Source organism: Westiellopsis prolifica IICB1 (assembly GCF_004323185.1).
Taxonomy (GTDB): Bacteria; Cyanobacteriota; Cyanobacteriia; order Cyanobacteriales; family Nostocaceae; genus Pelatocladus; species Pelatocladus prolificus_A.
This window is the reverse complement of record NZ_NAPS01000002.1, coordinates 707,676-730,999: the sequence shown is the minus strand read 5'-3', so window position 1 is coordinate 730,999 and position 23,324 is coordinate 707,676. Positions and strand designations below refer to the sequence as shown.

16 protein-coding genes and 1 pseudogene are annotated in these 23,324 nt (G+C 39.6%); 12 read left to right on the top strand and 5 right to left on the bottom strand.

Features of this window, described 5'->3' with window-relative positions:
* Positions 1–4: 4 nt before the first annotated feature.
* On the bottom strand, positions 5–1,162 hold the full coding sequence (locus tag B4U84_RS17420) for a glycoside hydrolase family 10-like protein (RefSeq protein WP_131120999.1): 1,158 nt from the start codon (positions 1,160–1,162) through the stop codon (positions 5–7).
* Between B4U84_RS17420 and B4U84_RS32125 the strand changes: the two genes are divergently transcribed.
* Both B4U84_RS32125 and B4U84_RS17415 read left to right on the top strand, forming a co-directional pair.
* Positions 1,156–1,287: a hypothetical protein gene (locus B4U84_RS32125; protein WP_476426484.1), complete on the top strand. Its 132-nt coding sequence runs from the start codon at positions 1,156–1,158 to the stop codon at positions 1,285–1,287. The two genes, B4U84_RS17420 and B4U84_RS32125, sit on opposite strands and share 7 nt — an antisense overlap.
* 346 nt (positions 1,288–1,633) lie before the next feature.
* A complete protein-coding gene (locus tag B4U84_RS17415) occupies positions 1,634–2,614 on the top strand; it encodes an aldo/keto reductase (RefSeq protein ID WP_131119739.1) in 981 nt (326 codons plus the stop codon).
* A 101-nt stretch (positions 2,615–2,715) separates the two neighbouring features.
* Here B4U84_RS17415 and B4U84_RS17410 read toward each other — a convergent pair whose 3' ends face one another.
* The 3 genes from B4U84_RS17410 to hslO all read right to left on the bottom strand — a co-directional run bounded on the left by B4U84_RS17410 (position 2,716) and on the right by hslO (position 6,944).
* A complete protein-coding gene (locus B4U84_RS17410; RefSeq protein ID WP_017310366.1) occupies positions 2,716–3,378 on the bottom strand; it encodes a LabA-like NYN domain-containing protein in 663 nt (220 codons plus the stop codon).
* Positions 3,379–3,850: 472 nt separating this feature from the next.
* Entirely contained in the window at positions 3,851–5,884 is a 2,034-nt protein-coding gene (locus tag B4U84_RS17405; RefSeq protein WP_131119737.1) for a coiled-coil domain-containing protein, read from the bottom strand.
* Positions 5,885–6,038: 154 nt separating this feature from the next.
* Positions 6,039–6,944: an Hsp33 family molecular chaperone HslO gene (gene hslO / locus B4U84_RS17400; protein ID WP_131119735.1), complete on the bottom strand. Its 906-nt coding sequence runs from the start codon at positions 6,942–6,944 to the stop codon at positions 6,039–6,041.
* Positions 6,945–7,117: 173 nt separating this feature from the next.
* On the opposite strand from hslO, the gene B4U84_RS17395 reads away from it, so the two are divergent.
* Positions 7,118–8,155: a nitrilase-related carbon-nitrogen hydrolase gene (locus B4U84_RS17395; RefSeq protein WP_131119733.1), complete on the top strand. Its 1,038-nt coding sequence runs from the start codon at positions 7,118–7,120 to the stop codon at positions 8,153–8,155.
* A 121-nt stretch (positions 8,156–8,276) separates the two neighbouring features.
* On the opposite strand, the pseudogene B4U84_RS31640 reads toward B4U84_RS17395, so the two are convergent.
* Positions 8,277–8,367: pseudogene (locus tag B4U84_RS31640) on the bottom strand (2Fe-2S iron-sulfur cluster-binding protein); the annotation flags it as partial.
* Positions 8,368–8,428: 61 nt separating this feature from the next.
* Here B4U84_RS31640 and B4U84_RS17385 point away from each other — a divergent pair.
* From B4U84_RS17385 to hpsA, 9 genes are all read left to right on the top strand, one after another.
* Positions 8,429–9,844, top strand: coding sequence for an aldehyde dehydrogenase family protein (locus B4U84_RS17385; RefSeq protein WP_131119731.1), 1,416 nt, complete (start codon positions 8,429–8,431; stop codon positions 9,842–9,844).
* A complete protein-coding gene (locus B4U84_RS17380) occupies positions 9,837–10,427 on the top strand; it encodes a hypothetical protein (protein ID WP_131119729.1) in 591 nt (196 codons plus the stop codon). The genes B4U84_RS17385 and B4U84_RS17380 overlap by 8 nt, the downstream gene beginning before the upstream one ends.
* Before the next feature lie 13 nt (positions 10,428–10,440).
* Positions 10,441–10,887 carry a DUF3598 family protein gene (locus B4U84_RS17375; RefSeq protein WP_017310359.1) on the top strand — a complete coding sequence of 149 codons (447 nt, stop codon included), beginning with the start codon at positions 10,441–10,443 and terminating at the stop codon, positions 10,885–10,887.
* A gap of 105 nt (positions 10,888–10,992) precedes the next feature.
* Entirely contained in the window at positions 10,993–12,381 is a 1,389-nt protein-coding gene (gene hisS / locus B4U84_RS17370) for a histidine--tRNA ligase (protein WP_131119727.1), read from the top strand.
* 515 nt (positions 12,382–12,896) lie between these two features.
* Positions 12,897–13,937 carry a glycosyltransferase family 4 protein gene (locus B4U84_RS17365; protein ID WP_131119725.1) on the top strand — a complete coding sequence of 347 codons (1,041 nt, stop codon included), beginning with the start codon at positions 12,897–12,899 and terminating at the stop codon, positions 13,935–13,937.
* Between the two features lie 6 nt (positions 13,938–13,943).
* Positions 13,944–15,116 (top strand): glycosyltransferase family 4 protein, encoded by a 1,173-nt coding sequence (locus B4U84_RS17360; RefSeq protein ID WP_131119723.1) that lies wholly within the window; start codon positions 13,944–13,946, stop codon positions 15,114–15,116.
* Positions 15,117–15,397: 281 nt separating this feature from the next.
* A complete protein-coding gene (gene htpG / locus B4U84_RS17355) occupies positions 15,398–17,374 on the top strand; it encodes a molecular chaperone HtpG (protein WP_131119721.1) in 1,977 nt (658 codons plus the stop codon).
* Positions 17,375–17,591: 217 nt separating this feature from the next.
* Positions 17,592–17,828, top strand: coding sequence for a 50S ribosomal protein L28 (gene rpmB / locus B4U84_RS17350; protein ID WP_017310354.1), 237 nt, complete (start codon positions 17,592–17,594; stop codon positions 17,826–17,828).
* Positions 17,829–18,353: 525 nt separating this feature from the next.
* Entirely contained in the window at positions 18,354–23,270 is a 4,917-nt protein-coding gene (gene hpsA, locus B4U84_RS17345; protein ID WP_165490311.1) for a hormogonium polysaccharide biosynthesis protein HpsA, read from the top strand.
* Positions 23,271–23,324 lie beyond the last annotated feature (54 nt).

The following is a 23,324-nucleotide window of genomic DNA, read 5'->3' as shown; positions in this document are numbered from 1 at the left end:
CTGTTTACTGTTGAGTGTTGACTGTAGCTTCTAATGGTTGTTCAACTCTGGCGCGGAGTGCAGGATTTACAAACAAAGTTCTAAATGCAGCTTGTCGCTTGTCTGGTGGTTCGGGTGCGTATTCCCACAGGCTTTCGTAATAAAAGAAAGCTACACCCAAACCGCGTTCTTGAGCAGATCGCACCTGAGAATTAATTTGTTGTATTGGTACTGGATTATTTCGCAACCCTGTCATAATACCAATGCCAGTTGGAATCTTTTGTTGGGATAGTTGAATTTCCGGACGGGAAATCTTGGCGACGAAACTTTGCAAGTTGGAACGATACACTTGCATGATTAGCTCATCGACAATATTTTGATCGAGCCAAGCTAGCCAATCTTGCAACTGAAATTTATAAGCAAAGTCGTAGTAATTAGGAGAAACAGAGAAAATTGCACCAGGTTTTCTGGTTTTCACAGCTTGATGGAGTTGTACCATAAAGGCTGTGATTTTATCTGCCCGCCAGCGCACCCATGCTGCATCTTCAGGATTACTGGGTGGGGTTTTTTTAGTTTCCTGGGTATATAAGGCAGTTGTGTATTTATCGTAGCCAAATTCGCGGGGTAAACTCATGTGGTCGTCAAACTGAATACCATCGACATCGTATTGAGTGACAATTTCCACCACAAGATTAGTGATAAACTCTTGAACTTTTGGATGAAAGGGATTGAGCCACATTACCTCACCCGCAGCACTAATAGAAGTTTGGCTACCATCCCGTTTTTGGGTAAACCAATTTGGATGATTTAAGGCTAGTTCCGACATCTGGGGAGCCATGAAACCAAATTCAAACCAGGGAATCGCAAGTAGTCCTTTGCGATGGGCTTGGTTAATTAAGTCTGCTAAAATATCATGTCCGTCTGAGCCTCGCAATACAAAGGGTTGAATACCTTCGCGTCTAGCTACGGCGCTGGGATACATGACATAACCAGAATTCCACACCACAGGATAGATTGTGTTAAAGTTCAAATCCCGTAATTGACTAACGGCATTTTCGACTTTGGCACGATCTTTAAGGGTGTTAAAGTCATTGTTGGTCATCCACACACCACGAATTTCCTGACGAGGAACCTGTGCTGTTGCAAAGTTAAGGTTGTTTAGGGACACCGTCAAGAATGAAATTAAAAAAAGTAGTGGGAGAAGAAATTTTAGCGATCGCCTCCGAAGGCGCCACCAAGTTTGAGGTTTATGTGATTTTTGCTCTAGCCACATGTGCGATCGTCTGCTTGGTTGATGAAGTTTACTAGCCATCGTGTCTACGAACTGGTTAATCAGTAGTTGTTCATTCCGTGCGAATTGAGTTCATGTCTGTCTTTTGAAACTGAAGCAGACTTAGCACAGTGAAATAATTGACGCAGGTACTAACACATTAGTGCCTAGTATTACTTTCCCATGAAGAGTAAATACTTAATCAAAGAATAAGTTTATTCAATGTATTGAATTGTTGAATAATGAATGTTGGAAAGACTTAATCACAAAAAACTAATCAGTGATTCAGTAAACAAGCCTAAAAAGTACAGACGCGAGCAACATCGCTATTGTACAGACGCGATGTTCCTCGCGTCTCTACCAATAACAAATAACAAATGACAAATGACAAATGACAAAAAACTTTTTCTACCAACAATGGGTTGCGGAACTTGGGCATGGGGCAATCGGCTGCTATGGGGATACGATGAAAATATGGATCACCAATTGCAAGCAGTCTTTGATCTTTGCGTGAGTAATGGTGTGACTTTGTTTGATACGGGTGACTCTTACGGAACGGGGAAATTAAATGGTCGTAGTGAGTTACTTTTGGGAAAATTTACTCAAGAATATCAAGGTATAAATAAAGAAAATATTTGTATTGCAACTAAACTTGCTGCTTATCCTTGGAGATTGACGCGTCAGTCAATGATACGAGCTTGTCAAGCTTCTGCTGAACGCTTGGGAAAAAATGTAGATTTGGTACAAATGCACTGGTCTACAGCTAACTATGCTCCTTGGCAAGAAAAAGCGCTGTTGAATGGTTTAGGGGATCTCTATGAACAAGGTTTGGTCAAAGGAGTCGGTTTATCTAATTTCGGCTCGAAACGACTCAAACAGGTACATAAAAAATTTGCAGAGCGAGGAATACCAATTGCGACTCTGCAAGTTCAATACTCATTACTATCTACTTATCCTGTCACTCAACTGGGAATTAAAGAGGTTTGTGACGAACTGGGGATTAAATTAATTGCTTACAGTCCTTTGGCGTTGGGAATATTAACAGGTAAATATTCTGAGCAAGGCCCGTTCCCCAAAGGTATCCGGGGACTATTGTTTCGCCAATTATTACCAGGAGTGCGACCGCTCTTAGAGTGTTTGCGAGCGATCGCGAACTATAGAAATAAAACCATGTCCCAAGTAGCTCTCAACTGGTGCATCTGTAAAGGAGCAATTCCCATCCCAGGAGCCAAAAGTGCAGAACAAGCGCAAGATAATATTGGTGCTTTAGGTTGGGAACTCAACTCTAATGAGATTGCAGAACTAGACAAAGCTGCTGCAAATACAGATAAAAAAATGGTACAGAATATTTTTCAGACGAAGTAGAGCGATCGGGGAGCGGGGAGCGGGGGACAAGGGAAGGAGGACAAGCAGGAGAATAAACACAAATGACCAATCACAAATGACCAATCACCAATCACTAATGACTACATATAACTAGTATTAGAAACTTTTTGGATTTCTTCTTTGATGCTATCGAGATCAATAAAGCAGTCGGCATAATTAATGAGACTTTCGCTAGTCATTGAGTGCAGACTGACAATTTCTACTCTCACTCCTTTGTAGGAAACTGCATTGACAGCATAGGCTAAGTCTCCATCTCCACTTACTAAAACTACAGTGTCGCAGTAGGAAGCCAAAGTCAGCATGTCTACAGCAATTTCTACTTCCAAATTGGCTTTTTTAGAACCGTCAGGAAACTGAACTACATCTTTGGTGACAACACGATATCCATTGCGACGCATCCATAACAAAAAACCTTGTTGTTTGTCGTTGGTGCGGTCAACTCCACTATAAAAGAAAGCACGCAGCAATTTACCGCCCTTTGCTATATGAGACAGTAGCTTGGAGTAATCAATTTCAATCCCTAATTGCAAAGCTGCATAAAAAAGGTTGGAACCATCAATCAAAACAACTATGCGACCGCGATTTGAAATGTTACAAATAGCACTTTCTTCCGAAAAATTTGGTATTTGAATGTCGGTATCTTGATTGTCTCCCTGGGAAAAATTTTGTTCATGATTTGGGGATTGATGCCGCAATGCTTGATTTTGATTGTTTTTTTTATTAAAGTTAGTAATGTTAGTCATTATTGCCTCTATATAAAAATTCAAGAAATTTATTGATATTGGAGCCAGTAGCAGGCTATATTTAGCACAATCAAAGTAAAATATGTTATTGTGCAAGCAATTTTATTTTTTGCCGCAGAAGTTTCATCGACCAGGTTAGACGAGAATAAACCCTTGGTCATATTATTACTTTCTACTGAAAAATCATAGCTCATCATTAAATTATCCGTGCCGAATTCAAAGTTGGCAGGAAAGTTTTTAATCATTTTAATAACATGTATGTATGAATTCAACTGAATTATGTTAGATTTCTGATTTCAATGAAAAAAGGTGTAAAGACGCCTTTTTTCATCGGATTCTTTTACTTTCAGTACGGTTCTGATCAGCAATAAAGACTGCTTCCTTGTCCTGTTTGTTTTTTTGTCTGTGTTATGTTTTTTCTGTCTGCCTTAACAGATAACTGTACCTTAAGCGAACCGTATTGGATACACTTTTACTGCTGCGGTTGAAATCTATTCGGCAATAATGGATCAAATTGTTGCTCTGGTACAGGTGCGGGATTGAGAAATTCGCGCCAACTACGAATTTGTTCTTGTGCAGCATAGTAAGCAGCCGAATTTCGGGGAATGAGCTTGGCTGTTTCGATCGCTCTAGGAATATCAGACTCACCTTGAGAGCGTGCCATATCCAATAATTGTTGACTCCATTGGTCGATCGCGATGCTGGCATCACTACTTAAAATATTACTACGAGGTATTCGATTGGCTAATCTAATTGCCTCTGCTAGAGCTTGGGGAGTACCAGTTAAAGCCACTTCTCGCGCTCTTTTCCAGTTTTCGCGGGCGCGAATTTGCGATCGCCAATCATCTATTGCAGCTTGTGCTTCACCAGATAGCGCCCTACCTGAGGGTATTTGTTGAGCAACGTTAATAGCGGCGGTAAGATTGCCATTACTAGCTAGTTCTCGCGCTTGATCCAAGTAAGGTTGGTCTTCTATGCGCTCTATCTTCGCCGTCCAAATGGCTATTTTCTTCTGTGCTTCTCTATATAATGCCCGTCCTCGGCGAATTTGGTTAGCTTCTGCGATCGCCGCACCCAAAGAGTTGATATCTTCTAACACAGCGATCTCTTCAGCGCGTTCTAAATAGGGTCTATCTTCGATTGTCTGTATTTGAGCAACCCAACTATTGATTTCTGATCTGGCTTCTTCCCCACGGGGGTTGTTTTCGGGAACTTGTTGTGCTTCAGCAATAGCTGCTGTTAAATCGTTGATTGTTCCTTGACTTGCGATCTCCCTTGCTTTTTCCAGTTTTGAGACATCTTCAATTTCCAGTTGCCAAAATGTAATTAACTGTTGTGCTTTGTCGTAGACTGCTCTTGATGGATCAATTTGTTGAGCTTGGCTAATTGCTGTCTCTAAACCTGCAACAGTACCAATCCAAGCATTTCTTTGGGCTTCTGCTATGGCAACAAAGTCCTCTGTTTCTGATTGTAAGCCTGTAGTTAGAGGAATTTGTTGAGCAATAGAAATGGCTTCATCAGCTTCACGATTGTCAAGTTTTTTCTGTGCCAACTCTAGCATTGTGCGCCCAAATTGGGGGATTGCTTCTTGGGCTTTTTGGTAAACGTAACTTTCCTTTTGTATTGACTCTGCAATTTTGATCGCTTTGAGTAGATTATCTATCCTACGGCTTTGGGCTAGATTTTCAGCTTTTGCCAATTTCTCGCCATCTTCCCGTGCGGTCGTGATCAATCTATTTAACTGATCATATCTGATACTCGACCAATACTTGTTATCTACTCGTAATAATTTAGCAGCTGCCATAAATGCGTCGTGCCAGTGTTGTTCGCGCATTTCATTTTCTGCTTGTTGGTAAATACCTTCTGCTTCTGACCAAATTTTCTCCCACTCAGTAATTTGCTCTCTCACCAATGTATGAGCAGCCATGTCTTCAGGGATTTCTCTAGCAGTGGCGATCGCTTCTTCTAATTTGCCTTGTTGGAAACTTTCGTCAGCTAATTTTAAAATATCCCGTGACCATTGTTCTAGGAGACGGTCTATTTCTGATCGTAAAGGATGGCTTTGTGGTAATTGTTTCACCAGAGCGATCGCTTGCAGTAAGTCTTTGACAGTTTGCTTAGAAGCAGCTAGTTGAGCGCAATGTAAGCGTACTGACGCACTAGCCAAAGGCCAAAAAATAGATGGACAATTCGGGGCAGATGGCAACTTTAACAGCATTGATGTTGCCATAAATGCTATACTTCCGGGTACTAATGTTAACACTAGCGCCCACAAAACCCAGCTTTGTAACCAGCGTGGAACTTTTCCAGAACTGCGACCACTGGGAGGTAGTTGTTCATAAGTGTTTGGTTTTGACTGCTTCACAGACTTGGAGCTAGAGTCGGCAGGTGGTACACCAGACATTTTAGTTTCATTTACTTGCCCTGAGCGGGATAATATTGTTGTTATCTCTGGCTCTTTGGCTTTGCCTAGTGACCAACTTTCTGGAATATCCCGTTCTGTCATCTCTCACACCAAAGTAGTTTAATAGCGATCTGCTCTGAATCGCAACTATGCTGTTGCCATGGTAACTTTCTCACCAATAAAAATCTACCTCTTGCATAGTTCTATCTCCATAGATATCATTACCACCCTTCAAATCCAGCATGATTATATACTTTTATCTTGTAGCAGATGATTCTGCTTGCAAATCAACGATTAATTGAGCTAAATGGTCACGACTTGCTTGGTAAACTGTGCCACAAAAATCACAAGTTGCCTCTGCACCATTGTCTTTTATAATCATGTCTTGCAGTTCTTCTTCTCCCAACATTTTCAGCGCTCCTAAAACTCTATCAAAAGAGCAACCACAGTGGAAACGTAGCATTTGGGTTTCGGGAAATAACGACACTCCCATATCTCCGAGCAAGTCTTGAAAAATTTCTATTAAAGATTTACCAGCTTGCAGCAGAGGTGTAAACCCGCTTAAAGCTGCAACTCGTGATTCTAAAGTTTCGATTAAAGCTTCATCCCTGGCTGCTTTCGGCAAGACTTGCACTAGTAGACCACCTGCTTGTGTCACTCCACTTGGTTCTACAAATACACCTAATACTAGGGCTGAAGGCGTTTGTTCTGATGTCACCAGGTAATGAGCTACGTCATCTCCGATTTCACCAGAAATCAGTTCAACCGTACTAGAGTAGGGGTAGCCGTAACCAATATCCCGTACTACATAAAGAAAGCCATCACCAACTGCACCACCAACATCTAACTTGCCTTTAATATTGGGGGGTAGTTCCACCGCTGGGTTGCCTACATAACCACGTACTGTGCCATCTAGACCTGCATCTATGAGTATACCACCCAAAGGGCCATCACCTTTAACTCGGATGTTGACTCTGGAGCCAGTTCGCTTCATGCTAGATGCCATCAACAAGCCAGCTGTCATCGTCCGACCCAAAGCAGCTGTTGCTACATAAGACATCTGATGGCGCCGTCGTGCTTCTTCTGTCAGACGAGTAGTAATTGCACCGACCGCACGAATTCCACCATCGGCTGCTGTAGCGCGAATTAATTGATCCGCCATGAAAATCCTTACATTTCTTTACAATTTTACTTTCCTTATTTTAAATTCATAACTAGCTCAAAAGTTAAGTAGGACTTAGGCATATTGAAAGTTGATAAACTTTTGCAGCAAACTCGGCGACAAAAAAGCGATCGCGTTGATAATAAATACTTAGACATTAGGTGGCAAGCAGCATGGAAGCTAAAACCATCGATTCATATCGCGCCTTAGCACTGCAAGTAACATGTCATGCAGTTAACCAAGCAGGCGATCGCCAAGCAGCTCGTTCTTTAATACAAAATACTATTGAGCGCTTAGGACAGCAAATTGCTGCCAGTATCGCTTTTATTGGTTCCGACTGTCGTTTAATTGTCTTACCAGAGTACTTTCTCACAGGTTTTCCCATGGGAGAACCACTTGCTGTGTGGGCGGAAAAAGCTTGTTTAGAAATCAGAGGTGCAGAGTATGATAGCCTCAGTAAAATTGCTCAGAAACTAAAAATTTTTCTTGCTGGTAACGCCTACGAACTCGACCCTAATTTTCCAGACTTATATTTTCAAACTTGCTTTATTATCAACCCATCTGGTGAAATAGTTTTGCGTTATCGGCGTTTAAATTCAATGTTTGCACCGACACCTCATGACGTTTGGGATAAATATCTTGATTGTTACGGTTTGGATGGTGTTTTTCCAGTAGCGAAAACCGAAATAGGTAATTTAGCAGCTTTAGCATCAGAAGAAATTTTATATCCAGAAGTAGCGCGGTGTTTAGCGATGCGAGGTGCGGAGATTTTTCTGCACTCCACATCAGAAGTTTACGGTAAAGAGCGCGCCCCCAAAGAAGCTGCAAAAATTTCTCGTGCCGTAGAAAACATGGCATACGTAGTCTCATCAAATACCGCGGGTATAGTCAATACTTCGATTCCGCAAGCTTCCACAGATGGTGGTTCTAAAATCATTGATTACCGAGGATTAGTGCTTGCTGAGACAGGATCAGGAGAAAGCATGGCAGCTTTTGCAGAGATAAACCTCACAGCCTTACGGAGCGATCGCCACCGTCCAGGGTTAAATAATTTACTTTCTCGCCAGCGCTTTGAACTATACGCAGACAGCTACAGTCAGTCAAAATTTTACCCACCAAACACTATGCTGAATAAAGAAGTATACCGACAACACTTCATCCAAACCCAGCAACAAACAATCGAGCGTTTAGCTAGATTGGGAGTGATTTGAGATTGGGGAAGGTGGGGTCCCCAGAGGGGACCCCACCTTCCCCAACCCCCGATCCCCGATCCCCAATCCCCGTTACCCCTTATCCCCAGAGGGGGCCCCTACCTTCCCCAATCCCCAATCCCTACTCCTCGTCTAACGGTAAACCTGCGCGCACTTTTCCTTTGCCAAAGTATCGCCCAAACTGGAGTTCATAAACTTCATCTTCGTCTTGTNCAATCCCCGTTACCCCTTATCCCCAGAGGGGACCCCACCTTCCCCAATCCCCGATCCCCTATGACCAAACCTATAGATGTTCGTAATCCCCGTACGGGGAAATATGATTACGTAATTATACCGCCGCCACCAAAGCTTTTAGGACAGCTATGTAATCGCTTGCGGAGGGCGCAAAAAGCCTGGGAACAACTCGGTTTAGAAGGGAGAATAGCAGCTTTGCAACAATGGAAGCAAGCCATTATTGCAGGCCGGGATAAACTTACTGAAGCTTTAGTTGCTGATACAGGAAGATTGTCAATTTCGGTACTAGAAATTGACTCGTTCCTCTCTAATCTTGATAGATGGTGTAAATTAGCACCAGGTTTACTAGAAGAAACAGAAAAACAAACAGCAGTACCATTTATCCAGCTACAACAAACAGCAGTACCTTATCCTCTGGTAGGAGTAATTAGTCCGTGGAATTTACCATTGTTGCTCTCAACTATTGATGTTATTCCAGCACTGATAGCGGGTTGTGCTGTGGTTGTCAAACCGAGTGAAATAGCACCCCGGTTTATGACACCACTGTTAAATGCTGTTAATACTGTTCCCCAATTGCGGGAAATATTTACTTTTGTAGAAGGAGCAGGTCAAACAGGCGCTCATCTGATCGAAAATGTAGACTTGGTTTGCTTTACAGGAAGTGTACCCACAGGGCGAAAAGTTGCAGAAGCCGCAGCTAGACGTTTTATTCCAGCTTTTTTAGAATTGGGAGGTAAAGATGCAGCGATCGTTTTGGCATCGGCTGATTTAGAATTAGCAACCTCAGCAGTTTTGTGGGGTTCAGTAGTCAATACAGGACAGTCGTGTCTTTCCATTGAACGCATCTATGTTGCTGAATCAATTTTTAAACAGTTTGTTGAACAACTAGTCACCAAAGCCGAACGGTTGCAATTAGCCTACCCTAAACTTGAAAGTGGCGAAATTGGCCCGATTATTGCTGAGAGACAAGCTGCAATTATTAATGATCATTTACTACAGGCTATAGAAGAAGGAGCAGTTGTACACTGTGGAGGAAAAGTAGAAAACACTGGCGGCGGATGGTGGTGTCGTCCGACAGTTCTCACCCAAGTGAATCACAACATGAAGATCATGACTGAAGAGACATTTGGCCCGATAATGCCAGTCATGGCTTTTTCAAAGGTAGAAGAAGCAATATACTTGACAAATGATAGCATTTATGGTTTAAGTGCAGCAGTTTTTGCAGGAGATGAAGCAGAAGCTTTAGCAGTTGCTCAATACATAGATGCAGGTGCTATTTGTATTAATGATGCAGGTTTGACTGCTCTCATTTACGAGGGTGAAAAAAATTCTTTTAAATACTCCGGTTTAGGTGGTTCACGCATGGGTACAGCTGCGTTGATGCGGTTTATGCGGAAAAAAGCCCTCTTAATTAAAACAAATTCTGATCGCGATCCTTGGTGGTTTGATGGTTAAAAATAGAAAATTATTATTATGGTGGGTACTAGCTAATGCTGTTGGTGGTGCTGTGGTTGGCACTTTGGAGGAAGGTGGATTCCAGTTTTTCGCCACATTAATTTTAACTGGCCCTATTCTCGGAATTGCCCAATGGTTTGTTTTAAAGCGTTACATAAGACAAGCAGGCTGGTGGATATTAGCCAGTAGTGTAGGATGGTACTTGGGTATTCTAGTGACTCTAATCACAAGAGAAATTGTCAATCCCATAATTACAGAAATACTATTAACTGTAAGCAAATCCTGGGAACCATTCTGGTTACATGTGATTAATCAGTCTGTCACCTTCGCTGTTTTGGGGGTAGCCCAATGGTTAGTTTTAAGTCGTCATTTCCAACAAGCATGGCGGTGGATTCTGGCTAGTAGCGTCGGAGGATTGGTAAATGGGGCGTTAGCAGCGATGTTGACTTTGGGACTGCAAACTCTAGCAATCAAAATAAATGCACAAATGGTGGGTGCGATCGCCTATAGTACTGGTTGGACTGGAAGTGGCTTAGTCACAGGTATCATGCTTGTATGGTTATTAACAAATCACTATCAGTAAAAGGAGGGTAATCATGTCTTCCATTCGAGAAGAAATGCCCGTTTTAGTCCGTCATGAAGGAGATTGGGTAGGTACATATATATTAGTTGATACACAAGGAAAAATTCTCGACCAGCATCAATCTCACTTAACTTGTGAATTTCCGGAAGATAGTGCTTATTCCTACTACCAGACTAATCGCTATAACTGGTCTGATGGTAGAAAAGAAGAGCATAAATTTCCTGCAACCTATCGAGATCAAGCAATTTGGTTTGATACAGAACGGATTGAAGGTAAAGCTTGGGAAATAGACGATAACACAATTATTTTGTGGTTTTCCTATAAAGGAATGCCGGGAACATATTTGTATGAAATGATACAAATTAGTCCCTGCAATAATTATCGCGCTCGTACTTGGCAATGGTTTAAGGATAATCGAATATTTCAACGCACCCTGATTCAAGAGGAGCGGATGCGATAAAGTAAGTGTTGATATTATTGGTTGGTAGTGGTTTGTTGTTTATAATTACCAGTCATTAACAATCAACAACCAACAATCAACACCCAACTGTTCTCAATTCCAAGCATGGTAAAAAGCGAAAAAATTAACTTTTCTACTCCTAGTGGTTTTCCAGAGTTCCTTCCTGGCGAAAAGCGCCTCGAAGTATATTTAATTGATACTATCCGTAAAGTATTTGAAAGCTACGGATTTACTCCTATTGAAACTCCCGCAGTCGAACGTTTAGAAGTTCTACAAGCTAAAGGTAATCAAGGCGACAATATTATTTATGGTATTGATCCAATTTTGCCTCCAAATCGCCAAGCAGAAAAGGATAAATCTGGCGAAAGCGGTTCCGAAGCACGAGCATTAAAATTTGACCAAACAGTTCCTTTAGCAGCTTATATTGCTCGTCATCTTAATGATTTAAATTTTCCTTTTGCTCGCTACCAAATGGATGTGGTATTTCGTGGTGAACGAGCAAAAGATGGACGATTTCGTCAGTTTCGTCAGTGTGATATTGATGTCGTCAGTCGTCGAGAATTGAGCTTGCTTTATGACGCTCAAATGCCTGCTATCATCACAGAAATATTTACAGCTATTAATATTGGTGATTTTGTTATTCGCATCAATAATCGAAAAATTCTCACAGGCTTTTTTCAATCTGTAGGAATTGAGGAAAGCAAAATTAAATTCTGTATCGGCATTATTGATAATTTGGAAAAAATTGGTGAAACTAAAGTTAAACAAGAGTTAGAAACAGAAGGTATTTCACCAGAACAAACCCAAAAAATTATTGAGTTCGTTAATATTAAAGGCACAGTAGACGATATGCTAGATAAGCTGAAGCATCTCGCTCAAACTATGCCAGAAGCCGAGCAATTTAATCTGGGAGTTACCGAACTAGAAACGGTAATTACAGGTGTTCGTAATTTGGGAGTTCCTGAAAATCGTTTCTGTATTGATTTATCAATTGCTCGTGGTTTAGATTACTACACTGGAACAGTTTACGAAACAACTTTGCTAGGACACGAAGCTTTGGGAAGTATTTGCTCTGGTGGTAGATATGAAGAATTGGTTGGGGTATTTTTAGGCGAAAAAATGCCTGGTGTCGGTATTTCAATTGGTTTAACCCGTTTAATGAGTCGCTTAATTAAAGCTGGAGTCTTAAATACTTTAGCTGCGACTCCAGCACAGGTAATGGTGGTAAATTTACAAGAGGAATTAATGCCACTTTACTTAAAAGTATCTCAAGATTTACGCAAAGCAGGAATTAACGTAATCACTAGCTTTGATAAACGGGGTTTGGGTAAACAATTCCAGTTAGCTGATAAACAGGGGATACAATTTTGCGTGATTATGGGTGCGGATGAAGCAGTAGCACAAAAGTCTTCCCTCAAAGACTTAAAAACAGGGGAACAAGTAGAAGTTTCACTCGCTAATTTAGCGGAGGAAGTAAAACGGAGACTTCAATAGGGATTGGAAAGGCGAGAACACGCTTTGTTTCCCTGTAATAATCGCCTTGACTTTAAAGCTAAAGTCGGTTAAAAACGCACTGGCTCAGGTTTCAACCCATTTTCATGAGTTTAAGCTTTGAGCCGAAATTTATTTTATAACAAACAAATTTTTGCTCTGGTCGTTTGCTAATTTACATGTGTAAAATTATATAAATACTATCAATAACATTCAACTGTCAGGACGAATTTTTTCAAAGTATAAATTTTATTGCTATCTTAGTGTCTTGGTGTTTAAATAATTATTTTTTCACCACCAAGACACTAAGACACCAAGAGGAAATATAGCTTATTAACTAAGATAATTCTTTTTTTTCTATCTATACAGAAAGTGCTGCTATTAGGACTTACGCAAAATTCTGATAAATTCTGATTTCTACCCTTACTTATCGCAACCGTGATTGACACTACTACTGACAAATCACATCATCATCTCTTGATTGTGATTTATACAGTATGCATTTAATCTAAAAAAACATGAAAATAATAGCCTACCCAGCTTTTAAAACAAAATATAAAAATCCTTACAATTGGTTGCTGTATACTAATATGCTCTCACAAGGAGTAATAGTTGAAGAATTTTCATTTCATAAAATTCTGAATAACAAATACGATATTTTTCATCTGCATTGGGTTGTAGAAACTATTGTCAGACATCCCAATCCCTTAATCGTGTGGATAAGAGTTATAAGTATGCTTATCTTGATAGACTGGGCAAAGGCTAGAGGAACTCGTATTATCTGGACTATTCATGATGAAAATCCTCACTCTATTTTACATGTACAGATAGCAGATTGGTTTCAAAAAGAATTTGTCAAACGTATTGATGGGTATATTAGTTTAAGTAAAAAGGGAAAAAATATTGCTGAACAAATCTTCACATCATTAATAAATAAATCGTCTTCTATTGTTTATCATGGACACTATCGGAACTTTTATCCGAATCAAATTAACCACAGTCAGGCTAGAGAAAAATTTGGAATTTCTGATCATTTCAAAGTACTTTTATTTTTTGGATATATAGATTTTTATAAAAATATTCCTCATTTAATCAAAATATTTAGAAAATTGTCTCCTGAAAATTGGTTGTTAGTAATTGCAGGAAAAATAGAACGCCCTTTGTTAAAAGAAGAAATATTATCTGTGTCTGAAAATGATTTGAGAATTAAGTTATTTTTAAATTATATTCCTGACGCTCAGGTTCAGTTCTATTTCAAAGCTGCGGAACTAGTTATTTTACCATTTAAAGAAATTCTTAACTCTGGAAGTGCTTTACTAGCGCTTTCCTTTGATTGTCCTATTTTAGTACCCAATCTAGGTTCGATGCCTGAACTACAGTCACAAATAGGAGAAGATTGGATAAAGCTTTATACTGGAGAATTAACAACAGAAATTCTTAGCGAAGGATTAACTTGGTCAATACAAAAAAAACAGGAGCAAAATCCACTTCTAAATCAATTAGATTGGCATATAATCAGCCAAAAAACTTTAGATTTTTATCAATTAATCAAAAGATAGTTTTTTATGAAAGTCGCTTGTGTCAATACCTATAATGTACTCAATTCTTCAGGATGGACAAAACATAATGTAGGAAATTATGGTTCCAACTATTATATAATACAAACCCTAGCTGCTCAGGGTATATCTATTGAAGCTATAGGTGATTTTAAGAAAAGCTACTCTTTTTTGACTAGAAGTAAATGGAGCTTTTACAGGAATTTATATCACAAAGATTATTATAGATGGGCAGAAATTTTAGTTAGTAAAAACTATGCTAGTCAAATTAGTAAACGTTTGTCAAAATTAAATGTAGATCTAGTTTTGTGTACAGAAGGTGCAGCACCAATCGCCTATCTTGATTGTTGTCAGCCTATTGTTCTTTGGGTAGATACAGTCTTAGCAGCTTTAATTGATTTTTATCCATATCTCAGCAATCTTTGTCAAGAAACAATAAAAAATATTTACATCCTAGAAAAACTTGCTTTAGAAAAATGCAAATTAGTAATTTTTTCGTCAGAATGGGCTGCTCAAAAAGCCATAGAAATTTACAATGTAGACCTAAATAAAGTAAAAATTATTTCTAGAGGTTCAAATCTCGAACTTAAATCAAATCGAAAAATTGCAGATATTAAAAATTTGATAAAATCGCGGGGTACACAAACTTATAAATTAATTTTTATTGGCATTGATTGGGTAAGAAAAGGGGGTATATTAGCCCTAGATATCACAAAAGAGTTAAAAATAACAGGCTGGAATGTTGAATTAAGACTTATTGGTGATTTACCAAAATCTAGAGAATCTCTTCCCGATTTTGTCAAACCAATAGGATACATTAACAAGTCTAAACTTGAAGGTAAAAATAAATTTTATAGTTTGCTAGCAGATTCACATTTTCTAATTTTACCCACACAAGCCGATGTCACTCCTAATGTATTAATAGAAGCCAATGCTTTTGGAGTTCCCTGCTTGACAACTAATTTAGCTGGTATTCCTAGCATTATAAAAGATGATATTAATGGCAAAGTTTTTCCTATAGATGCTGATGTCAATGAATACTGTGCATATATTAAAAGTTATCTTAGTGACTATCAAAAATATGAAAATCTGGCGATATCGTCTTTTAACGAATATGTAAATCGTTTAAATTGGTCCATAGCTGGTCAAATAGCAAATCAATTATTTTTAGATTTAATGTAATGGCGTTATATGAGTGATAAATTGTACTCAGTAAAGTAGAAATTAATTATATTATTGATAGTGAAATCGAATATGGGTATATTAAATTAATCGAGTACGGAAATCCGAATCGCGTCTTGGGGGCAAACAATCCTAGATAATAAGAGCGATCGCCTGAAGTATAGCTTTAAAATTTTACTTGGTATAATCTCCTATTGCTTTTGGTCTTACCCTGGAAGCAAAAGACTAGGGTATGTTTGCCACATTCAATACTCACATATTTGTACTGAAGATCATCAATTATGCTAGAACAAGGAACCATCAGTATTCATACTGAAAATATTTTCCCGATTATCAAGAAGTCTCTTTACTCAGATCACCAAATATTCTTGCGGGAACTTGTATCCAACGCCGTTGATGCTATCCAAAAGCTAAACATGGTATCCCGCGCTGGAGAATACTCTGGCGACATGGATGAACCGGAAATTCAAATTGCTATAGACAAAAACAATAAAACCCTCTCTATCACCGATAATGGCATTGGGATGACAGCAGATGAGGTGAAAAAGTATATCAATCAGGTTGCTTTTTCTAGCGCCGAAGAATTTATTCACAAGTATAAAAGCACATCTGACCAGCCTATTATCGGTCACTTTGGTCTAGGCTTTTACTCTTCCTTCATGGTGGCACAAAAAGTCGAGATCGATACCCTATCTTACAAAGAAGGGGCGCAGGCTGTTCACTGGAGTTGTGATGGCTCACCAGAGTTTACCTTAGAGGAATCATCTCGTACAACTCTTGGAACGACAATTACTCTCCATTTAATGGAGGAAGAACTAGATTATTTAGAATCAGCACGCATTAAAAATCTGATCAAGACTTACTGCGATTTTATGCCAGTGCCAATCAAACTTGATGGCGAGGTGTTAAATCGGCAAAAAGCACCATGGCGCGAGTCTCCCAGTAATTTAAATCAGGAAGACTATATAGAGTTTTATCGCTACCTCTATCCTTTCCAAGAAGAACCCCTGCTATGGGTGCATTTGAATACAGATTATCCTTTTATCATCAATGGAATTCTGTATTTTCCAAAGTTAAGACCGGATGTTGATGTCACCAAAGGACAGATTAAGTTATTCTGCAATCAAGTTTTTGTCAGTGATCACTGCGAAGAAATTATTCCCCAATTTCTCTTACCGATGCGGGGTGTAATTGATAGCAGCGATATTCCTCTGAATGTATCACGCAGTGCTTTACAGACCGATCGCACTGTTAAAAAAATCGGTGATTACATCGCCAAAAAAGTAGGCGATCGCCTCAAAGAACTTTACCGCGACAGTCGCGATCAATATATTAGCGCTTGGAAAGACCTCGGTACTTTCGTGAAATTCGGGGTGATGAACGATGAAAAGTTCAAAAAACAAGTCGAAGATATCCTGATTTTCCGCAGTACAGCCAAGCAATCTAACCAAACCACTTCCGAAACCCCAGCAGTACAAGTACAATCCGAAGGGGAAGACGCTTGGCAAGATGTGACTCCAGCTGCATCCTCAGAGGGTGATTCTTACACAACCATCAAAGAATATTTAGAACGCAACAAAGAACGCCACGAAAACCGCGTTTTCTACTGCACCGACGAAGCAACACAAGCCACCTACGTCGAACTTCACAAAAAACAAGGGTTAGAAGTCCTGTTTATGGACTCTTTCATCGATACCCATTTTATCAACTTCCTAGAACGCGAATTCCAAGATGCTAAGTTTACACGGGTAGACTCTGATTTAGATCAGACTCTCTTAGACAAAGATCAAGCGACAGAAATAGTAGATCCCAAAACAAATAAAACTCGTGGCGAGGTAATCAAAGAGTTATTTGAGAAAGCGCTCAACAAACCGAAATTAAATATCCGCACCGAAGCATTAAAATCAGATAATCCCCAAAGTACACCTCCTGCAATGGTGTTATTACCAGAAATTTTGCGCCGATTCCGGGAAATGAATGCACTCATGCAGCAGCAAATGGCAGAATTTCCAGAAGAGCATATTTTGCTGGTAAATACTAGCCACCCCTTGATTCAACATTTGGCGACCCTCAGTCAAAGTAGTATTATTCAGGGTGAAGGCGAATCACCCACAGGTAAATTAGTCAACATGATTTGCCAACATATCTATGATTTAGCACTCATGTCTCAAAAAGGTTTTGATGCTGAAGGAATGAAAGGTTTTGTTGAACGTTCTAATGACGTCTTAACCAAGTTGACAGAACAAGCTGCTAAATAACCTTTAAAACCAGTTCACACTTAGGTTCAATAACCTTTCAGTCAGTTGAAACTGACTTAAGCTATTAGCCCGAACTTTAATTCAGGGCGGGATATTGGGTAAGTGTAATATATATTTCACTTTACCCCTTACCCTTTTCCCGTCAATGGTTTTCTCTTCTACCCACAAGCAGCTATACAATAGAAGATTGTGTTCAAAATAAATCGGAGATTCTCCTATGTCCCGTCGCTGTGATTTAACCGGCAAAACAGCCAACAACGGCTTTACAATTTCCCACTCCCACCGTCGCACTAAACGGATTCAGCACGTCAACCTTCAAACCAAGCGCGTTTGGTGGCCCCAAGGTAATCGTTGGGTAAAACTCAAATTGTCTACCAAAGCGATTAAAACCTTAGAAAAGAAAGGTTTAGCAACTATGGCTAAAGAAGCAGGGATTAACCTTAATCATTACTAAATCTCTCAAGCAAAAACTAACTTTTTCGATTTCAATTTCGATATTGCTGAATCCATGTATGATTCAGGATTTTGTGTGATTCCAAAACCCTTGTAGAGACGTAGCATTGCGACGTCTCTACATTTAGGTTAATAGGTCAAATCAGCAACGCCTCATTTTCTATAGCACTCTTATATATTTGTGAGAGTCGTAAAGCGCATATCCCCGACTTCTTAGAGAAGTCGGGGATATTGTATCTCACGAATAATCTAGGAATACTATGATGATTTCCACTTTTCCAGAGAATATTTAGCAAAACTACCCTCTTCTCTTCAAAACGCGGACATTTTAAATTCACTCATATTATTTTCTTGCTAACTGACATATTTCCTGTAAAGGGTGGGTACTATAAGTCTACTTTCCTCAAAACATCTTCATGAAGTCATAAATATCATCTCTAAATATGCCTTTAGATTTCATCTATAGGCATAATTGTTAATCGCAAAAATATAAATTTTTATCAAAATACTTGACACGAAAGCAGTTATGTCTATAAAACGCCACCTAGTCAAGACAATAAGAAAAATATCTAAAAAATTAAAAAAAAATTCTTCTTCTGTATTGAAAAAGCATATAGTTCGGCTACTACGAACTCTTTTTTTTAATAGAAGAACAGGAAGTGTTGTTAATCATGGTTTCGTTTTACCGACAGTGGCAATGGTAGCACTAATAGTTGTGCTACTAACTACAGCAATTTTATTTCGGTCTTTTGATCGAGCCAAAAACGCTAGTAATGTCAGAGTGAATGAAGTTGTGATTAGAGCAGCATCACCAGCTCTTGATCGAGCAAAAGCCAAAATAGATCAGTTATTTCTAGATCCTAGATTACCGCGAGCCACACCCTCAGATGTATCTTTGTATCAAGTCATTAGAGACAACATCAAGGAATTTACATTTGGTGACGAAACACAGTTAAAACTTGTCAAAGAGTTCAATAATACTAGCGGTATTCAAGAAGACGAAGAAACTCTCAAGACAGCTTGGAAATATCCTGTAGATACAGATAATAATGGCAAGTTTGATAGTTATACCATCTATGGAATTTACTTTCGGACTCCTACTAGTACTAGAGCCAGAAGTCCGCTAGAGGCTAGAACCCAACCAATGGACGAAGGAGCAGCTAGCCAGCGATGTCAAAGTGATATTGCTACTAGTGCTAATTTAATCGGTAGCCAAGGTTGGTATAAGGTTGGCAGTAAACTAAAAAGGAGTATTTTTGTTTATACTGTTAGTCTACCTATTACTAGTCTACCTATTACAGACTTAACGGACACAGGACTTAATAGTAACAAGTATGAGAAGTTTAGAGGTAATAAAGGCTTTGTAGCTTTAGAATATCAGCAAGACCGAGAGCGAATTCCCCTTGCTAACAACGCAGTTATCTATGAAGATGACTTAGAAATAACTCCTGGTGCGGGTTTGGATTTGAATGGACGCATTTTCACTAATGGTAATTTTCTGACTAGGAAAAACGGTTCTAATATTAGGTATTACTTAGTAAGTAGCCCTAAATCTTGTTATTACACAGAAGATAATAGCAAAATTGTTGTGGCTGGTAATGTGATTAACAGCCGCGTGAATGAAACCGAAAAAGGTAGCGATGTCAGAGTAGATTTATTTGATAAATCTTATGATGTTGATAATCTCTCCCTTAGAAGTGCAAATATTAACGACACAAACAAAACCGTACCTCAGACTACATACGGTAACACAGCAGCTTATAACGATGAAGCATACGCCAAACGCATTAATCGCTTAGTAGCCGCAACAGAAGCAGGATTAACAGCTGCAACCCTAATTCTACCAGATGAAGTTCAACAAGCAATTGATAGGAGTCTAGCAGCTGATGCAAGTTTAGATGCAGCCAGTGTTCGTAAAGAGCAGCTAAAGATTTATTTTAGAAAACGAACACGTCGCGTTCCCTATAACGAAATTGGCTTTAATAGTGACCCACTTAAATATGGAAGTGTTGACTATATAACTAACAGTCCTCTTCAGGGAGATCGGAACTCTCTACGACCTGTAGATTCATGGGTATTTCCTTTCGCTCCATCTGATGGTACAACTGCTACTGGCTATACCGGAATAGGTATCAAAGAAAACAGTACAAAGAAAATTTATCTACCTGCCACAGAACCAGTCACACAATCAAAAGCTGGTAAAGAGGATCGTTTGGGCGATCGCGTTCTAGTTGGTAACAATATGCCACAATTGTGGTACGACTCAACCAACAATGCTTTTGTTAGTTCACCAGACCAAGGACAACTGATTTCTGGTAAAGAATGGGATGATTCAACAACGTCAAATAAAAAGCCTCGTAAGCGATTCTCCCAAGCTTATCAATTAGACGATTTAGGCATTACAAACCGGGATGACTTCTGGGAAAAATCAGCAGCACAACAACCAAATGGAACTCTAGATGTGTTTGGAGGTTTGCGAGTCATCACGGGTGCAGGAATTTACTTACCTAATAATCGTACTCCTAGTAGCACTGATACTGAATTTAATGCTGATCTTGCTGTTACAGATAAAGTCTGGGCAGACAGTATGCCAATGGGAGTTACAAATACTACTCAGGGATTACCCAAGGCGGAAACACCATATCTGCAAATGCGGGCTACAGCAGTTTATCACTACCAAGATGATTCCTACAATCCCAAGACTCCTGCAAATTACCAAACACCCATAGCCTGTGTTAGCAGCTTTTATAATCCCACAAGCAACACTACAGCCCAAAATCAAAATGGTCTACCAGACGTTAGCTTGAGAAATACAAAGTTAGCTTCTCCTAACAGAGCTTTAACAGGATTACCCACAGTTAGCACTAATCCAGGTCTCTCTAATAACGGTGTTGTCTATCCCGCTCCACCAACGGCAATCACAGGTTATGAAGCAGTTTTAGATTACCAAGCAGCACTAAAATACCCCAATGGACGTTTGGTAAATGAACGACTCAAGAGTGCTTTAGATAAAATTGCAGCTAGTAAGAATCTCACCCTTTCAGAACAATCTGCTGTTGATTCTGCTATGTGTGCCTTAAAAATATTAGATGGTACCATCGGTAGTCCCACAGATAGCGCTATTCCTCATGGCACTATTATGGAAACTGCTTTTCTGGATGCAAGAGAGATTAAGGCTGTTGATAAAGTCACAGGTTCAAGAAATTATGATTTAGAACTAGCATTTCGTCAGCCCTTAGAAATTCGTGCCACGGTTTTAGATTTAGATTTATTGAGAAAAAAATCTAAGACGGGCGGAGAATTTTTATTGCCAAATAGTGGAATTATTTATGCCACTCGTGATGATGCGCTAGCAGACGAAAGTGATACTACCAGTCCAGAGGTAAGTGCTACTGATTTTAAGCTAGATCCAACTCGTCGCCCTAATGGGATCATGCTGATCAATGGCAGTGACTTAAGCCGTAATGCTACCTATAAGGCAGAAGAAAAGGGTCTGATTGTAGCATCTAATTTGCCAGTTTACATCCAAGGGGATTTTAACAAGCACACTAAAGAAGAGTTTACAGAATTAAACACTTGGGGTGATGACTTTTATAAACGCAAGACATTAGATCCTAATTTTGCCTGTCGTCAGGGACAGTTTACTAGCTGTACCGCTGGAGAAACTTGGCGATCGGCTACAGTGATTGCTGATGGAATTACGGTATTATCTAGTAATTTTCGCTTAGGCTTCCGCGAAGATGGTGATTATAACTTGAGAGACAATTATGGTAATTATGCTCTCGGTTATGATTTGAATAATGATGGAACTCTTGATGGAACAACACAAATAACACTAAATGAAGCAACTATCAAGTTAGACCTCAATCAAGATAACGACGTGGCTGACAGCCTCAATACCTTAGATGAAACAATCATTAAGGCTGACCTCAATAATGATGGTGATCAGGCTGACACATCTGTACCAATTACTGAAAGCAACATCACTGCAACTGTAGCTACTAGATTGAATGGTTTTTGGGATAACAACTTTGTCACCAGTCGCAGTTTTACAGATAGTGAATATAGGAGCAACAGTACTACTACCATTCCCACAGGTAGTTCTTACTTCAATAACTTTGTCACCCCGATTCAGCGCAGAGTGACATTTTCTGAGTACGTCATGGAAATTTGTCCCAAGCTGATAGTGACAGCTTGCAAACCTGGTGATTGGGTTGTTGGGTATGACTTAAATGGAGATGGAAATTTTAGTACAACTGAGCGAAACATTAAAGCTAATCAATTAGTAAAAGCCATAGCTGATGCTGGTATTACTTCAATAGTAAATACAAGAATAAGAGCAGGTACAACAGCAGTACCAGCAACAGATTCTAACGACTCAGCAATTAAGCATTATCCAAGACGAGTGGCATTTTTAAGACATGGGCCTGGTCTTATAACTGCTAAAGAAGGTGGTACTTCCATAACTGGAGCAGAAAACACACTCGTACTAGATCCAGACGATAACACTCCAATTCCTCTAGCAATTTCCTCTAATGGAAGTACTATAGCAGTGAATTATTATCCCTTTTCTAGTACGATTCGTATCAACAATATTCCATACCAAAGATACAGTACAGCTACTGCTAGTAACCCTAACCGTCCTCACACCCAGAGTAATGCTCTATGGTTTAGAACAAATAATAATTCTGCAATCAACTATAGTGCGACATATCCTCTTTGGATTGCCAACACCTTAACCGGGACAAATCCCATAGAACAGCCGCTTTTAGTCCCAGTTTTGCAACTTCAGTATCCCACCATAACTTCAGGCTCAAATACTCTTAGTACTAGTGGAGACGCAACATCATTACACTGGATGCAACGTGCGACAGCAACGGAAACCAATCTAGTATTTGCTCAAGGTAATACTCCAGAACGTCCCTCTACAACTGGGAATATAGGTGAATCTAATGGTGGTTTAGAAAACTTTGTGCGTTACTTAGAAACTTGGGATTTGGGTAGTACTAGCCTTAAACACAAAGCTCTTGGTTCTTTCATCCAGTTTAAACGCAGTAGTTATGCAACAGCGCCTTGGCAACCTCTGATTGCTGATCCAGCAGGGACAAGTGGCACTTTTGAATACCCGCAACTTTATCAAGCTAGCACTGCAAATGGTGGTCGTTCACCTTTTTATGCTCCTCCTAGCCGTGGTTGGGGTTATGACGTAGCTTTACTAACCCAGTTACCAGATTTATTCTCTCAACGCTTCACTGCGCCTTCTACAAATGATCCTAATGAGTTTTATAGGGAAGTCGGTCGAGATGATACTTGGGTGAAAACTTTGCTATGTGCTGCTCAAGAGAAGGATATATCTGGTGGGTACGGTGATGCTCCCAGCACCACCTACGGTAGTGACAAGAAATACGCTATTAGCCAAGATCAACGTCCTACATGTCCTTGATTTCATATTTTTCCTGGCGACTTCCAGTCACCGCTACACAAACGAAGTCCGCAA

Excerpts from the sequence above, each read along its gene's own strand:
- B4U84_RS17375 (WP_017310359.1), top strand. The coding sequence starts at position 10,441 with ATGTCTTCCATTCGAGAAGAAATGCCCGTTTTAGTCCGTCATGAAGGA.
- hpsA (WP_165490311.1), top strand. The coding sequence starts at position 18,354 with ATGTCTATAAAACGCCACCTAGTCAAGACAATAAGAAAAATATCTAAA.
- B4U84_RS17385 (WP_131119731.1), top strand. The coding sequence starts at position 8,429 with ATGACCAAACCTATAGATGTTCGTAATCCCCGTACGGGGAAATATGAT.
- hisS (WP_131119727.1), top strand. The coding sequence starts at position 10,993 with ATGGTAAAAAGCGAAAAAATTAACTTTTCTACTCCTAGTGGTTTTCCA.
- B4U84_RS32125 (WP_476426484.1), top strand. The coding sequence starts at position 1,156 with ATGAAATTAAAAAAAGTAGTGGGAGAAGAAATTTTAGCGATCGCCTCC.
- B4U84_RS17395 (WP_131119733.1), top strand. The coding sequence starts at position 7,118 with ATGGAAGCTAAAACCATCGATTCATATCGCGCCTTAGCACTGCAAGTA.
- B4U84_RS17410 (WP_017310366.1), bottom strand. The coding sequence starts at position 3,378 with ATGACTAACATTACTAACTTTAATAAAAAAAACAATCAAAATCAAGCA.
- B4U84_RS17360 (WP_131119723.1), top strand. The coding sequence starts at position 13,944 with ATGAAAGTCGCTTGTGTCAATACCTATAATGTACTCAATTCTTCAGGA.
- hslO (WP_131119735.1), bottom strand. The coding sequence starts at position 6,944 with ATGGCGGATCAATTAATTCGCGCTACAGCAGCCGATGGTGGAATTCGT.
- htpG (WP_131119721.1), top strand. The coding sequence starts at position 15,398 with ATGCTAGAACAAGGAACCATCAGTATTCATACTGAAAATATTTTCCCG.
- B4U84_RS17365 (WP_131119725.1), top strand. The coding sequence starts at position 12,897 with ATGAAAATAATAGCCTACCCAGCTTTTAAAACAAAATATAAAAATCCT.
- B4U84_RS17405 (WP_131119737.1), bottom strand. The coding sequence starts at position 5,884 with ATGACAGAACGGGATATTCCAGAAAGTTGGTCACTAGGCAAAGCCAAA.
- B4U84_RS17415 (WP_131119739.1), top strand. The coding sequence starts at position 1,634 with ATGACAAATGACAAAAAACTTTTTCTACCAACAATGGGTTGCGGAACT.
- B4U84_RS17380 (WP_131119729.1), top strand. The coding sequence starts at position 9,837 with ATGGTTAAAAATAGAAAATTATTATTATGGTGGGTACTAGCTAATGCT.
- rpmB (WP_017310354.1), top strand. The coding sequence starts at position 17,592 with ATGTCCCGTCGCTGTGATTTAACCGGCAAAACAGCCAACAACGGCTTT.